Below are 14,065 nucleotides of genomic sequence, written 5' to 3'. Positions count from 1 at the left end.
GATCGAAAAAGCGACGGTGATATTCCTCGCACCCGGCGCCAGGACCGCCGTGCACGAACAGCACCGGTAGCCCCGTGACATTGCCGCATTCCTCAATGTGCAGTTCATGCGGAGCATCGACCGTGAGCCGGTGCGTCGCATAGGGTTTAATTTCGGGGAAAAGCTTATGCAAGGGATTGCGCTAAAAAGATTCGGTTTCGATTTGCAGGTAAGCGGCGTTGATGACGCGCCCGAGGTTGTCGAAATCGTAATAATCCTTGTAAGCGTCAAGATCGCGCATGACCTTGTCCTTCATTTCAAAATCACTCAGCCCCTGATCGTAGTATTTTTTTACCGAAGAGCGTAGTAGCTTGAGAAGCGTCTGTTGGGTCAGCGCAATTTCGCGACCGCCGCTTGTCCCGTGGCCAGGGATGAAGTGCGTGGCCTTGGACTTGAGCGCCAGGTCGATGGCCGCGATCTGGCCCTGAATATTACCGTGCTCCGGGAAATTGGCTGCGATGCGTTTGTTCAGTACATTGTCACCAAGAAAGATCACGCCTTCCTCAACCACCTCGATCATGATGTCGTTGTCCGTGTGCGCACGGTCATTGTGGTAGATGCGGAAGCTTGTGCCGTGCAACTTGAGTGCCTCATCATGATCCAGCCCCATATCCGGCGCCACTACCGTTGTACCGCGGCTCGCCCCTTGAGTCGCCGCGTTCATCATTTTTATCCAGTTGTCGCCTTCACCGGCATTGATCGCCTCCATCATTTTGGGGTGAGCGTAGATCACCGTCTTGGGATAGGCGGCTTTGATGGCCTGATTGCCAAGCCAGTGATCGCCGTGGATGTGGGTATTAAAGACGGCGATGATCGGGTCCTTGCTAACCGTCGCGATTTTACGTAGCACCATTTCTCCCACCTGGACACTCGCGCCAGGGTCAATCACCACGACGCCACCATGGACGAGCACGAAACCGGGGTTGTTGGAGAATGCCTGGTTGGTGCGGTTTGGATTTTCATTGGGACCGTGGATGACGTAGACGTGGTCAGTTATCTGCGTCAGGGCATATTCGCGCTCGATCGGCGGTGCCTTTGCACTGCTGCAGGAAAGCAGGAGCAGGATAGACGTCGCCAGGGCCGTAAATAGTGCGCGCATGATTACTTTCTGCTTGCGTTAAGCGATCAGTAGAATGCCGTCGCTTGGCGTTGTTAGTGCCGGAACCAGAGCTCGTAGGTGGATAACAGCACTTCGAACACGATGAGGCCCACGATGTACCATTCCACGCGCAGCATGCTGCGGTTCTGCATCAGGTTCACCGCCGTCTCGGCGGTCTGGTTGATGAGTGCTAGCTTGCGCTCGAGCACGGTGTTGCGTTCGCGCAATTCATATTCATTTTCCAGATGCAGGTACAGGCGCTCGACCTCCGGGTGGTCCCACAGCAGGTCCGGCTTGTCCTGGATCTCCACGCGCCCGGTCATCTTGTGCAGTACCAACAGTGTGCCGCCAATGTGACGCAACAGCTCGCGCAGCCGGCGCCCACCGCCGCGCGGATTTTCCAGCCGCCGCGCCAGCGGTTCGATCAGATCAAAGGCGCTGGCCATGGCATTCTCGTAGTAGGCCAGTGCGACACTGCGTGCCAGCGCGATCGCCACGATTTGCAGGCGCGCCAGCGCCAGGTCGGCGATGCCGATGCCCTCAGGCGTCACCCCCTCCGGTTGTTTGCCCACGACGTACAGCTGGGCATCTTCGGTTTCCATCCGCCGCAGCGGGTTCTCCACCCGCGGCCGCAGGTCTTTGAGGAAGATTTTCTGCTCCGCCTCGCTCAGGTTGAGCAGCACCACCGCCCCATAGCGAAACAGCACCGCCAGTCCGGCTTCACCCGCCGACACCGTGAGCGGACCCAGGGTGACGGCCGGTTCCGGCAACCCGCGCAGGTTCAGGCGCTCCCCGAGAAAACAGGCGCGCACGGGCAATGGCTTGCCCGCCGGTAGGCGCGCGGTCAGTTCATTGGTTTTGGGACCCATATCCTTGTCCTGCCGGGATCTAAAGCCCGAGTCGTTCCCAGACGGTGCAGGTCGGCCCGGCGCGGTTCAGGGTGTAGAAATGCAGCCCCGGGGCGCCACCGACCAGCAGCTTGTCGCACAGGTCGGTGGTGACATCCATCCCGAAGGCGCGGATCGAATCGAGATCATCCCCGAACCCTTCCAGCCGCCGGCGGATCCAGCGCGGGATCTCGGCGCCGCAGGCGTCGGAGAACCTTGCCAGCTGTTTGTAATTGGTGATCGGCATGATGCCCGGCACGATCGGCACGACGACACCCAGTGCCTCGCATTCCTCCACGAAACGCCAGTAGGCATCAACGTTGAAAAAGTACTGGGTGATGGCGGAATCCGCCCCTGCCTTGACCTTGTTCACGAAGTGACGCACATCGGACTCGGCGCTCGGTGATTCCGGATGGAATTCCGGATAGGCCGCGACTTCAATGATGAGTTCATTTCCGGTTTCGGCGCGGATAAAGTCCACGAGCTCGTTGGCGTGAAGAAAATCCCCGGTTTGGGGCGCATCCTTGGGCAGATCGCCGCGCAACGCGACCAGATGGCGGATGCCGATCTGGCGGTAACTGTCGAGCAGCGCGCGAATGTCCGAACGCGTGGTGCCCATGCAGGAGATGTGCGGCGCAGCCTGCTGGCTCTGTGCCTGTATCTCCTTCACCGTTTCATAAGTGCCTTCGCGCGTGCTGCCGCCGGCGCCGAAGGTGACGGAAAAAAACTTGGGCTTGAGTTGCGCAAGTTGCTGGATAGTTTCGCGCAGCTTGACCCGCCCTTCCTCGTTCCGGGGCGGGAAAAACTCGAAACTGAAGGTGCGCGGATATTTTTTTTGCGAGTCCATGTTTGCGTGAGGTGTGAAGAGCGAGGCGTGAGGAGCAATGCGTCGTTACTCCTCACTCCTCACACCCGGTTCCTCACGTCAGTACCGGTAATGATCCGGCTTATACGGCCCGTCCACCGGCACATTGATGTAGTCGGCCTGCTCCTGGCTGAGACGTGTGAGATTCGCGCCGATCTTCTTCAAGTGTAGCCTCGCCACTTTCTCGTCGAGCTTTTTCGGCAGCACGTAAACCTTTATTTCGTAATTTTTGTGATGGCTGAAGAGCTCGATCTGCGCGATGGTCTGGTTGCTGAAGGACGCCGACATCACGAACGACGGATGTCCAGTGGCGCAGCCCAAGTTCACCAGCCGGCCCTTGGCGAGCACGATGATCTTCTTGCCGTCGGGAAAGATCACGTGATCCACCTGCGGCTTGATTTCATCCCAGCGGTAATTCTTCTCCAGCGAGGCGATGTCGATCTCGGAATCGAAATGGCCGATGTTGCACACGATCGCCTCGTTCTTCATGGTCTTCATGTGCTCGTGACTGATGACGTGCACGTTGCCGGTGGCGGTCACGAAAATATCGCCCTGTGACGCGGCGGCGTCCATGGTGACCACGCGATAACCTTCCATCGCCGCTTGCAGCGCGTTGATGGGGTCGATTTCGGTGACCCACACGGTCGCACCCATGCCGCGGAACGCCTGCGCGCAGCCCTTGCCGACGTCGCCGTAGCCGAGCACCACGCAGATTTTGCCGGCAATCATCACATCGGTGGCGCGTTTGATGCCGTCGAGCAGCGACTCGCGGCAGCCATAGAGGTTATCGAACTTGGACTTGGTGACGGAGTCATTCACGTTCATCGCCGGAAACATCAGCTCGCCGCGCTCCTGCATCTGGTACAGGCGATGCACGCCGGTGGTGGTTTCTTCAGTCACGCCACGGATGGCCCGGGCGGTCTCGGTCCATTTCTTCGGATTTGCGGCGAGGCTCTGCTTGAGCAGGCCCAGGAACACCTTCCATTCCTCGTTCGCGTTCGGCTCGGGATTCGGCACTTTACCGGCCTTCTCGAATTCCACGCCCTTGTGCACCAGCATGGTGGCGTCGCCGCCGTCATCAAGGATCATGTTCGGCCCTTTGCCGTCCGGCCACGTCAGCGCCTGTTCGGTGCACCACCAGTATTCCTCGAGCGTCTCGCCCTTCCACGCGAACACCGGGATGCCGGCGGCGGCGATGGCCGAAGCAGCGTGATCCTGGGTGGAGTAGATGTTGCACGACGCCCAGCGCACTTCGGCCCCCAGCGCCACGAGGGTCTCGATCAGCACCGCGGTCTGGATGGTCATGTGCAGCGAGCCGGAGACGCGCGCGCCCTTGAGCGGTTTCTGCGCGCCGAACTCCTCGCGCAGCGCCATGAGGCCTGGCATCTCGGTCTCGGCGATCTGGATTTCCTTGCGGCCCCAGTCGGCGATCTTGATGTCCGCGACTTTGTAATCGGTAAACTTCGGATTGACGACAGCGTTCATGATGCTAGCTCCGTGAATTGAGCGAGCGCCGTTGTTTTAACTGACGTTCTCTCCGAGCCTGGCCCCAGCGTAATAGCTTTGGGGGTTGCAACGCTCCTCGGAGAGCAACGCCTCGCCGCCGTGAAACCGGCGTCGACATGATGAGCTTATCCGCTGGCAGCGCTACGCGACTTGATGCCTGCCGCTTCGCGCAGTGCCTCGGCCCTGTCGGTGCGTTCCCAGCTGAAGCCGGCTTCGGTACGGCCGAAGTGGCCATAAGCGGCAGTCGGCAGATAGATCGGCCGCAACAGATCGAGCATCTGAACGATGCCCTTGGGACGAAGATCGAATTGGCTTTTCACCAATTCCGCAATTTTCGTATCCGGAATCACGCCGGTGCCGAAAGTGTCCACGTGTATCGAGACAGGTTTCGCCACGCCGATGGCATAGGCGATCTGGATTTCGCAACGCGCGGCCAGCCCGGCCGCGACGATGTTCTTCGCGACATAGCGTCCGGCGTAGGCCGCCGAGCGGTCAACTTTAGAGGGATCTTTGCCGGAAAAGGCACCGCCCCCGTGACGCGCCATGCCGCCATAAGTGTCGACAATGATCTTGCGTCCGGTAAGTCCAGCATCGCCCACTGGGCCGCCGATCTCAAAACTGCCGGTCGGGTTGATGTGGTATTCAGTGTTTTTACCGAGCCACTCCTTGGGGAGGACCGGTTTCACGATTTCTTCGATCACGGCCTCTTTGAGATCAGCATGCTTGATGCCCGGGGCATGCTGGGTCGACAGCACCACGGCGTCGATACCCACCGGTTTGTTGTCCACGTATTTGACGGTCACCTGGGATTTGGCATCCGGACGCAGCCATGTCAGTTTACCGTTCTTGCGAACCTCGGCCTGGCGTTTGACCAGACGATGCGCCAGCGTGACTGGCATCGGCATCAGCACGTCGGTTTCGTTGGTGGCGTAGCCGAACATCAGGCCCTGATCGCCGGCACCCTGGTCGAGATCGAGACCCTTGCCTTCGTCCACGCCCTGTGCGATGTCGGGAGACTGGCGGCCGATGGCGGTGAGCACGGTGCATGAGTCGGGCCCGAAGCCCATCTCGTCGCTGTAGCCGATGTGGCGGATGACGTCGCGGGCGACACGGTCGAAGTCCACTGTGGCGCGCGTGGTGATTTCGCCCGCCAGCACCACGAGATTGTTCTTGACCAGCGTCTCGCAGGCCACGCGCGCCGATTTATCCTGCTTGAGAATCGCGTCTAGTACGGCATCCGAAATCTGGTCGCAAACCTTGTCCGGATGGCCTTCCGACACCGATTCAGAGGTAAAAAGGTAACTGTCTGCCATAAAATAACTTCTCTCCACCCTGTATGGATCGTTTGAGACCGCGCAGTTTAATCAATCTCGGGCCAAATTACAGCCAATGATCAAAACTAGCATTGTTCCCACGGTAGCCCGTGGTATCGCCAGCCGCCTTGAGAGCTGCGGTGGTGTTTTTCATCCAGCTGCCCCTCGAAGCCCTCTGCCACGTTGTAGACGTCTTTGACTCCAGCCTCGATCAGGGCCTTGCCGGCCTCGAGCGAGCGCACCCCGCTGCGGCAGATCAGCACCACCGGCGCCGCCCCGGAGGCGCCGCCGAGCATGGTTTGCCGTACCTGGGTGAGAAAGTGCGGATTGCGCTTCCAGTCCGGCTCATCGATCCAGGGAATGTGGATAGCCCCGGCCGGATGCCCGACGAAAAGGTACTCCATGTGCGAACGCACGTCGATCAATACCGCGTTTGGGTGCTCCTGCAATAACTTGTACGCCTCTTTGGGGTTCAGGGTTTTGACTTTATCGCTCATGTTACCCTCCTGGTCGGGGCGTGCCCTGACCGTTCTGATTAGGCATACTTAGCAGCTTATGTTGCCTGCCCATACTTTGTCCGTTTCCATAACGCGCACTAAACCGCCCAAACCGCTGCTGCGCGCTGCCGGCGAAGCCATTGCGGATTATTCCATGATACGTCCGGGCGATCGCGTGTTGCTTGGCCTGTCCGGTGGCAAGGACAGCTTGTCGCTGCTGCACGTGTTGTTGCACCTGCACGACAAGGCTCCGATTCGTTTTGAGCTGGCCGCGGCCACGGTTGATCCCTGCATCGATGGCTTCGATCCGTCGTTCCTCAAGGACTATGTCGCCGCGCTTGGCGTTCCCTATTTCTATCGCCGTCAGGACATCGTTGGCCGCGCGCGTACGACCATGCGCGGGGACTCGTTCTGCTCTTACTGCTCACGCATGCGCCGCGGCATTCTCTATGCTACGGCCCGGGAACAAGGTTACAACGTCCTGGCCCTGGCGCATCATCTGGATGACTTGGCCGAGTCGTTTCTGATGAGCGCTTTTTACGGCGGCCGACTGCACACCATGAAGGCGCATTATCTGAATGACGCCGGTGACATGCGTATCATCCGCCCCTTCGTGTATGCGCGCGAGCGTCAGACCGCTGACTTTGCCCGTCGCGCCGGACTCCCAGCCATTATGGACAATTGCCCCGCCTGTTTCCGCATGCCTACCCAGCGCATGAACATGAAGACCCTGCTGGCTGACCAGGAAAAAAACCACAAAAATATATTTTCTAGCCTTCTGACAGCAATGCGTCCTCTCATGAGTGAAAATACGCCGGATTAGCTATTATTTATTACCACTTTATAAATTTACAGCAAATTATCCAGATTCTTATGCAAGAAGTGGTAATATATTATTATTTAACTGGTTTATACATCGAATAATGGGATTTAATTATTGATGTAAAGCGATTTTCCATCTTTGGTTGATCAGCATACTGATCCAAATGTCCTTCCATGGCGTTTGTAACTAATTCCAAACGTTTTTCCGAGTCTGGGTGGGTTTTGAACATCAGCGATACAGCATCATCCGTGGGATTAATCGAGGAAAGTGTCTGTAATGTCGCCGGCAGGCCATAAGGGTCATAGCCAGCACGCGCGGCCAACACCACACCCATGCGGTCGGCGGCGAACTCGTCCTCCTTGTCCAGACCGCGGGTGTAGATTTCAGTGCCGGCACTCACGAGCTTGGCGTATTCCGGTTTGTTGCGACTCAGGGCGTCGCTCGCCATGTCCACCAGCTTGTCCTTGCGCATGGTGTTCAGTGCGTGCTTCTCGACGACGTGACTGATCTCGTGTGCCAGTACTCCGGCGAGTTCGGATTCGTCGCGCATGCGCACCAGCATGCCGCGGGTGATAAACACGTACCCCCCGGGTGTGGCGAATGCGTTAACACTGCTGGTGTCGAGCACGCCGAAACGCCATGGCAGGTTGGGGCGACTGGTGTGCAGCGCGACCCACATGCCGACCTTGTTGACGTAGGCTTGCAGTGCCGGGTCATTCACCAACGGGGACGCGCCCAGCAGATTGGCTGCCACGTCCTTGCCGAGTGTGATCTCGTCGTTTTCGGATGTCGGCTTCAGCGGTTTGAATTTCTCGCCGACACTGCGCAGCTTGTTGATGTCGAAAGCCGTTGCCGGCAGTGAGGCGGCGAGCGCCAATGCCGTGATGAGCAACAATGCAATTTTGGAAATTTTCATGAATCCTCTCAATTCATTCCTTGTTCAGGAATGGAACATCCTTATCCTTCAATCCGGCACTGCGCGCAAAGTCGCGTGCGGTCGTATCACTCGCGCGGTTCGCTTCCATGGACTCCACCGCCTTGGGGTTGGGCTTGGCGCTCTTGAGTTCCTCGGCGCTGAGGCCGCGGATGCCGGTGGTGGCGACGATGCCCTGCGACCCGGAACGTCCGGTTTGACTGACATTTTTGAGCGCTGTGAGGCCACCGCCGGTATTTTTTGCCTCCGGGCCTTCTCCGGCGCGCACCTGATGCAAGCGTGCCCAGCCGGATTTGCCCAGGGCGGAGATCCGCAGCCAGCCGCCGCGGCGTTCGAGGATATCCACCTTCGTGTTCGATGACAGTTTTCCGGCCGTCTTGGCGTCGCGATAGGGCGTGGCCATCAGCTCGACGTCGACCCGTGTCGTGCCGGTTTCCCTGGCCTTGGAACCGGTATTCATGGCCACGGTGACGGGCTCCCTAGTCGCGGTAGCGCCGTTCTGTGCCACGATGACGGTTTTACCGGCGTCGCTTTTTTCCTCGGCGCAAGCCGTGTTCAGCACGGCGAGCCCGAAAAGCAATAGCATGATATCGAATCGTTTCATGATGACTCCCATTTCGGTTCGAACAGGTGAACCGGTTCTTCCTTGCCCTTGAGTTTGACAGCACCGTGGTCGATAAACGTGTACTGGTCGCAGGCGGCGCGGACGGCGGCCGAAACCAGAATCCGCCCGCGCCCGCGGGTGGCGCCTTCGATACGACTCGCGGTGTTCACGGTGTCGCCGATCACGGTGTAATCCTGACGGCGCTCCGGCGAGCCGATGAAACCCACTACCGCTTCACCGCTGTGCAGCCCGATGCCAATGTCGAATTGCTCGCCGTCAGCCCCGATATCCAGTTTGAAACGCTTCAGCGCCTGTTCCATCTCCCGTGCGCAGGCCAGTGCGCGGCAGGCGTGGTCCGGCTGATCCGTCGGCGCGCCCCAGAACGCCATGATGGCATCGCCGATGTATTTGTCCAGCGTTCCCTCGTGGCGGAAGATCACGTCGACCTGCAGGCTAAAATAGCGGTTGAGCAAATCGACGATCTCCGGTGCCGATTTGCGTTCGGAGAGCGAGGTGAATCCCTGGATGTCGGAAAACAGCACCGTGATCTCGCGCTTTTGACCCGACAACGCCGCGTCGGTTTCACCTTTTTCGACGAGTCCTTTCACCACGCGCGGATCGAGAAAGCGCGAAAACAGTTGTGTCACGCGTTGACGGTTGCGCCGCTCGTGCCAGTAGGCGCGCACCGCCGCTGGCACGAAATAGAGCCAGCCAAACAGCAACGGGCTCACGACCGGCACGACGCTGCGGCCGAAGATCAGGGCCGCCCAGCCGCTGACCGCAAACCCCGCCGACAGTGCCAGCAAACCGATGCCGAGGGGTAGCGGGCTCAGGCCGATGGCAAAGGCACCCGCCAGCATCAGCAGTACGAATCCGGCAATCGCCGGCATGGTCCAGTCAGGCGCCTGCTGGAGTCGCTCGCCGTTCTTGAGGTTGTCGAACATCGTGGCCAGTACTTCGGTGCCAGGGTAATTGGCGCCCAGGGGCGTGAGCTTGAGATCGTGCAGACCCGAGGCGGTGGTGCCGACGATCACAATCTTGCCGCGGAATTCATCCGCCGGGCGCTGCCGCTGTTTGCGCTCGAGGTCGGTGAATACGTCATGGAAGGAAACCGTGCGATAGGATCGTGTCGGACCGTGCCAGGTCAGCATCAGGTTCGCGGAATCGGGAACGGGGTAACCCAAGTCGCGCGCCACGCGTGCGGGCAAAGAGGGAATACGCCACCCGTAAGCATCCAGATAAATTGGATAACGCCGGATGACGCCGTCGGCATCGGCAATCACGTTGATGGTGCCGAGCCGCCCGGTCTGGGTCAGCCCCGGCAGCGGCAGCAGCAGGGCGGCACGTGCCTCGGGGTCGGCGATGGGCCCGGCCGTGGCATTCGACAATTGCTTCAGGGGGTAACCATTCCCGCGCTCGGCCTGGGGTGGGGCGGACAGGCGCACCATCGGAAAATACACGTTGGGCAAGGTTGCGGCTGTGCGGATGAAGTAAAGGTCATCGGCCACATGCTCCTTTTGCGGGTCGATGAACAGGATATCGAAGACGATGGCAGCCGGTTGCTGGTGCGCCAATCCCTCGAGCAGCTGGCCGAACACGGCGCGCGACCAAGGATAACGGCCATAATCGGGAACCATGGCCTCGAGCGTGGGCTCGTCGATGTCAATCATGACGATGTCCGGGTCGGGCGGCAGGCGCGTGGCGAGGCTGCGCAGGTTCCAGTCGAGGTAGAGGTTGTCCAGCCGGTTGGCGGTATCCCAGTGCGCCGCCGCGAGTGCCGCCAGCCAGACGATGACGGCGAGCATAAACGGGGTGTGCCGCCGCGCCGTTTTTGTAATCGAAAATGAAGCCTTAGTCGCTTCGCTCATTCGTCTTGTCGATTAATGTAGCCCTGCTCGCTACGCTCGCTCGTCTTGTCATATGACGAGTAGCCCTACTTCGCTGCGCTCCGTTCGTCCTGTCATAAGACGAAGCCTTAGTCGCTATGCTCCTTCGTCTTGTCGGCAATGAAGCCCTACTCGCTTCGCTCGTTCGTCCTGACATAAGATAGCCGAGACTAACCCAGCAGGGAGCCGAGTCCAAGCCGCCGCGCCGCGTCGGCGCGCGACAGTCATTCGATGAGCGCATCACGTTCGACCAAATCGAAAGCCGACATCCCGGATCAGTCGCTTTCTTTTTTGACGCTCAGGCACACGAAGAGCAGCTATGCACCGCGCTACTGGCCGAGCTGGGTGTGGTTGTTCCTGTGGCGGCTGATGGCGTTGCTGCCGCTCGCATTGTCGCGCGCCGTGGGTGCGGCGCTGGGACTGCTCATGATGGTCACGAATGCGAAACGCCGAAAGATCGCACGCATCAATCTCGAGATGTGTTTCCCCAAACTAAGTTTGCGCGAACGCGAACGCCTGCTGCGACGGCATTTCATCGTCAGCGGCCAGAGCTATTTCGATCTGGCGTATCTCGCTTGGGCCTCGGAGCGCCGCATTCTGCGCAAAACACATATCCGCGGTCTGGAGCAGTACCAGGATTTGCGCGGGCGGAATATTATTTTGCTCGCGCCGCATTGCGTTGGCATGAACTTCGGTGGAGCTGTGATCGCGCGCGAACGCGCGCAGTTCTCGATGGTCAAGCTGCAGCGCAATCCGGTGGTCAACGCGCTACTGAATCGCGGGCGCATGCGCTTCGGCTGTTTCCTGCTGTCGCGCCAGCAGGGTCTGCGTCCCGTGATCCGCGGGCTCAAGCAGGGGCTCGCGTTTTACTATCTGCCGGACGAGGATTTTGGCCAGCGCCAGTCGGTGTTCGTGCCGTTCTTCGGCGTGCCGACCGCAACACTCACCACGCTCGGCCGGCTGGCGCGCCTGACCAATGCGCTGGTCGTGCCGTGCTTCACGCGCCTGCTCCCCGGCGGACGCGGCTACGAGGTGATTCTCAAGCCACCGCTCGAGGATTTCCCGAACGGCGACCGCACGCACGACGCCGCGCGCATGAATGCCGTGATCGAGGAAGGCCTGCGGCACATGCCGGAGCAGTACCTGTGGACCTTCAAGCTCTTTAAGACCCGCCCGGGTCACGCGCCGTCGCCCTATGGCTGAAACCCGCCTGAGTCATTTCCTGCATCCGCGCTGGTGGCCGACGTGGATCGGACTTGGCTTCATGCGCGGGGTTAGCTGGCTGCCGCTGCCAGTCATTGCGCTGTTCGGCAGGGCACTGGGCATGCTGTTGTATGCACTGCATGCCTCGCGGCGACATGTAGTGCATGTCAACATCCGGCTGTGTTTCCCGGAGCTGTCGCCAAACGTGCAGGCGCGCATCGCGCGCAAGCATTTTCGTGCTTTCGGTCAGACGCTGCTCGATATCGGTATTGGCTGGTGGGCCTCGGAATCTCGATTGCGGCGCCTCACGCATTTTCGCGGACGTGAGCATTATGATCAGGCGCTGCGCGAGAACAAAAACATCATCCTGCTTGCGCCGCACTTTCTCGGGCTCGACATTGGCGGCATACGCACCTCGGCCGAACGGCCGGTGATATCGGTGTTTCGTCACCCGGACAACAAGCTGCTCGCACATGTTATGTATCGCGCACGCGCACGCTTTGGGGCACATCTGGTGGAGCACAACAAACCATTCACGGCGCTGGTGAAACAGACGAAAAAAGGCGTGCCGTTGTATTACCTGCCGGACCAGGACGCTGGCAGGCGTAACTCGGTGTTCGCTCCGTTCTTCGGCATCCCCGCGGCGACATTTATCGTTCTGCCGCGTCTCGCGGAGATGACGAACGCGGTGGTGATTCCGTGCATCACACGCCAGCTGTCAGGGGGGCGCGGCTACGAAATCAATTTCCGCCCGTCACTGAATAATTTTCCTTCCGGCGACCCGGTCGCCGATACCACGCGCATGAACCGGGAAATCGAAGAGGCGGTGCGGGAAATGCCGGAGCAGTATTTCTGGCTGCACAAACGGTTCAAAACGCGGCCGAAGGGTGATCCGGGATTTTATTAGCCGGCTTCATGCCCGAATTTGTGGTCTATTCTTTACGGTTAAGTCACCACTCGTTGGGGAAGGCATGATCCGTTTCATCAACTGCGTGCGTAAGCGCTCAGACATCAGCTCCGAGCAGTTCCGTCAATTTTGGAACGACCCGAAATTAGACGCCATCATTGGTCGGGTGGTGGAATACACCGGGGCGACGGGACATGCAAAAGATCTGACGCTAATGGTGGAGGCCAACGTGCTCCTGCGCGAGCGGCGTGCTTTTGGGGAACCGTTCGATGGGGTGTTGGAGTATTGGTGGGAGGATGCCGGGCAGCTGAATGCCGTGCTCAATTCGCCGCAGTGCGATGTGTTGATGAAGTCGATGCTGGATTTTCAGCGGCAGTTCGTTGATCTCGAAAAGTCCTGCGCGTTTTTTACGGAAGCCCAAGAGTGAGTGGTGCGTGCGCTGCGCGCACGTTTAAAAACTAATTGCTGCTCCCCGCATCGTCCGGTATAGCGAGTTACCCAAAAATGAAAGACATTCTATTTTACATGATTGTAGCTTTAGCGTGCTCAATCGTGCTTTGGGCTACGTTAGTTGCAATCGACTTTGGTCGCGCGAAGGTCAAAGGATACAAGCCTCGCTATATGTGGGCCAGCATTCCTATTGTGTGGGCGATTCTGACGTTGGCTGGGTTTCTAATACGCCCGGAAGCAAAGTACTTAGCGGTTCTTTTCGTTATGTCAGTTATTGTCATGATTGCTGGGCTTGTATTCTGGGGTTTGTCTTTCACTTTACGCAGTCAACGAACCAAACACCTGCTCGAGTTCATGCTCTATATCGGAACTGTAATACCATGTGTTGTGATCGCCTATAGTGAGATTTCCGTTGCGCGGTATGTCATGCGGCACCCTGGTTCTCTTGACTCACCTGATGCAGTTGTCGTGAATTTCCCCCTTGCGTTCATGTTGATCTTGTATGCAAATTATTTATCTGCATTGATAACGATATTATCAATTCTCACAATTTATTTTTTTGTAGTGGGACCAACCAGAACGCGTAGAAACATTGTTTTCTGGTTTGTTATGCTCGGAATGGCTCTACTATCAAACTTGCTATTGAGTGAGCATCGGATTGCAGCGGTGTATATGAGAGTTGTTTTTACTACAGCAATGACAGTTCTTCCTCTAGTTTTTGCTGGACTCTTAATGAAAATATTACTCACTAAGTCTGACCATTCGGACGTGCAAAGACAGCGCGCAAGTTAGCTCAACCATTGAGTTTGTTGCTAATCCTCCCGTCGGAGCGAGCCGAGCACCGAGCAAGGCCGGGAGTCTTCGCGAGACTCCTGATCGAGCCCGAGGCGCGTATTTTGCGCCCGGCGAGTTAGGCGAGCGCCCGGCCGCCGCGAGGCGCGCAGGGAACCGCGCGTATTTTGCGCGGCGAAGCGACCGGGTGTCTTTCTCTTTGGTGACTTTCTCTTGGACAAGCAAGAGAAAGTCACCCAGGGTGCAGGGGCGGAGCCACC

14 protein-coding genes, 1 pseudogene and 1 riboswitch are annotated in these 14,065 nt (G+C 58.6%); of the genes and pseudogenes, 5 read left to right on the top strand and 10 right to left on the bottom strand.

From position 1 onward, the window contains the following. The 7 genes and pseudogenes from WB402_RS12160 to WB402_RS12130 all read right to left on the bottom strand — a co-directional run. Positions 1-172, bottom strand: a pseudogene (locus tag WB402_RS12160) (prolyl aminopeptidase); the annotation flags it as partial. Positions 173-181: 9 nt separating this feature from the next. After that, positions 182-1,138: an MBL fold metallo-hydrolase gene (locus WB402_RS12155; RefSeq protein WP_424208216.1), complete on the bottom strand. Its 957-nt coding sequence runs from the start codon at positions 1,136-1,138 to the stop codon at positions 182-184. A gap of 53 nt (positions 1,139-1,191) precedes the next feature. Continuing rightward, positions 1,192-2,007: an RMD1 family protein gene (locus WB402_RS12150; protein ID WP_424208214.1), complete on the bottom strand. Its 816-nt coding sequence runs from the start codon at positions 2,005-2,007 to the stop codon at positions 1,192-1,194. A 19-nt stretch (positions 2,008-2,026) separates the two neighbouring features. After that, positions 2,027-2,872 (bottom strand): methylenetetrahydrofolate reductase [NAD(P)H], encoded by an 846-nt coding sequence (gene metF / locus WB402_RS12145; protein ID WP_424208212.1) that lies wholly within the window; start codon positions 2,870-2,872, stop codon positions 2,027-2,029. A gap of 78 nt (positions 2,873-2,950) precedes the next feature. Continuing rightward, positions 2,951-4,375 carry an adenosylhomocysteinase gene (gene ahcY, locus WB402_RS12140; protein ID WP_424208210.1) on the bottom strand — a complete coding sequence of 475 codons (1,425 nt, stop codon included), beginning with the start codon at positions 4,373-4,375 and terminating at the stop codon, positions 2,951-2,953. Positions 4,376-4,391: 16 nt separating this feature from the next. Then, a riboswitch (S-adenosyl-L-homocysteine riboswitch) is annotated at positions 4,392-4,480 on the bottom strand. A gap of 41 nt (positions 4,481-4,521) precedes the next feature. Beyond that, complete coding sequence (metK, locus tag WB402_RS12135; RefSeq protein ID WP_424208208.1) at positions 4,522-5,709, bottom strand: methionine adenosyltransferase; 1,188 nt, start codon at positions 5,707-5,709, stop codon at positions 4,522-4,524. Between the two features lie 86 nt (positions 5,710-5,795). Then, the gene (locus tag WB402_RS12130; protein WP_424208206.1) at positions 5,796-6,206 is read right to left on the bottom strand and encodes a rhodanese-like domain-containing protein; all 411 of its coding nucleotides are present in this window, start codon (positions 6,204-6,206) and stop codon (positions 5,796-5,798) included. 154 nt (positions 6,207-6,360) lie between these two features. On the opposite strand from WB402_RS12130, the gene WB402_RS12125 reads away from it, so the two are divergent. After that, on the top strand, positions 6,361-7,029 hold the full coding sequence (locus WB402_RS12125; protein WP_424208204.1) for a tRNA 2-thiocytidine biosynthesis TtcA family protein: 669 nt from the start codon (positions 6,361-6,363) through the stop codon (positions 7,027-7,029). Positions 7,030-7,102: 73 nt separating this feature from the next. Here the strand turns inward: WB402_RS12125 and WB402_RS12120 are convergent, their stop codons facing one another. The 3 genes from WB402_RS12120 to WB402_RS12110 are packed head-to-tail and all read right to left on the bottom strand — an operon-like array spanning position 7,103 to position 10,435. Further along, positions 7,103-7,945 (bottom strand): M48 family metallopeptidase, encoded by an 843-nt coding sequence (locus WB402_RS12120; RefSeq protein ID WP_424208202.1) that lies wholly within the window; start codon positions 7,943-7,945, stop codon positions 7,103-7,105. 13 nt (positions 7,946-7,958) lie between these two features. Next, on the bottom strand, positions 7,959-8,567 hold the full coding sequence (locus WB402_RS12115) for a hypothetical protein (protein ID WP_424208200.1): 609 nt from the start codon (positions 8,565-8,567) through the stop codon (positions 7,959-7,961). Then, the gene (locus tag WB402_RS12110; RefSeq protein WP_424208198.1) at positions 8,564-10,435 is read right to left on the bottom strand and encodes a CHASE2 domain-containing protein; all 1,872 of its coding nucleotides are present in this window, start codon (positions 10,433-10,435) and stop codon (positions 8,564-8,566) included. The genes WB402_RS12115 and WB402_RS12110 overlap by 4 nt, the downstream gene beginning before the upstream one ends. 249 nt (positions 10,436-10,684) lie before the next feature. On the opposite strand from WB402_RS12110, the gene WB402_RS12105 reads away from it, so the two are divergent. The 4 genes from WB402_RS12105 to WB402_RS12090 all read left to right on the top strand — a co-directional run bounded on the left by WB402_RS12105 (position 10,685) and on the right by WB402_RS12090 (position 13,805). Next, the gene (locus WB402_RS12105; RefSeq protein ID WP_424208197.1) at positions 10,685-11,656 is read left to right on the top strand and encodes a lysophospholipid acyltransferase family protein; all 972 of its coding nucleotides are present in this window, start codon (positions 10,685-10,687) and stop codon (positions 11,654-11,656) included. Continuing rightward, a complete protein-coding gene (locus WB402_RS12100; protein ID WP_424208195.1) occupies positions 11,649-12,563 on the top strand; it encodes a lysophospholipid acyltransferase family protein in 915 nt (304 codons plus the stop codon). The genes WB402_RS12105 and WB402_RS12100 overlap by 8 nt, the downstream gene beginning before the upstream one ends. 64 nt (positions 12,564-12,627) lie before the next feature. Beyond that, the gene (locus WB402_RS12095) at positions 12,628-12,990 is read left to right on the top strand and encodes a hypothetical protein (protein ID WP_424208193.1); all 363 of its coding nucleotides are present in this window, start codon (positions 12,628-12,630) and stop codon (positions 12,988-12,990) included. A gap of 77 nt (positions 12,991-13,067) precedes the next feature. Next, the gene (locus WB402_RS12090) at positions 13,068-13,805 is read left to right on the top strand and encodes a hypothetical protein (protein ID WP_424208192.1); all 738 of its coding nucleotides are present in this window, start codon (positions 13,068-13,070) and stop codon (positions 13,803-13,805) included. The last annotated feature ends 260 nt before the right edge of the window (positions 13,806-14,065 follow it).

The sequence above is a fragment of the Sulfuricaulis sp. genome (assembly GCF_049587675.1).
Taxonomy (GTDB): domain Bacteria; phylum Pseudomonadota; class Gammaproteobacteria; order Acidiferrobacterales; family Sulfurifustaceae; genus Sulfuricaulis.
The sequence above is the reverse complement of the archived record's forward strand: the minus strand, read 5'-3'. Positions and strand labels throughout refer to the sequence as shown.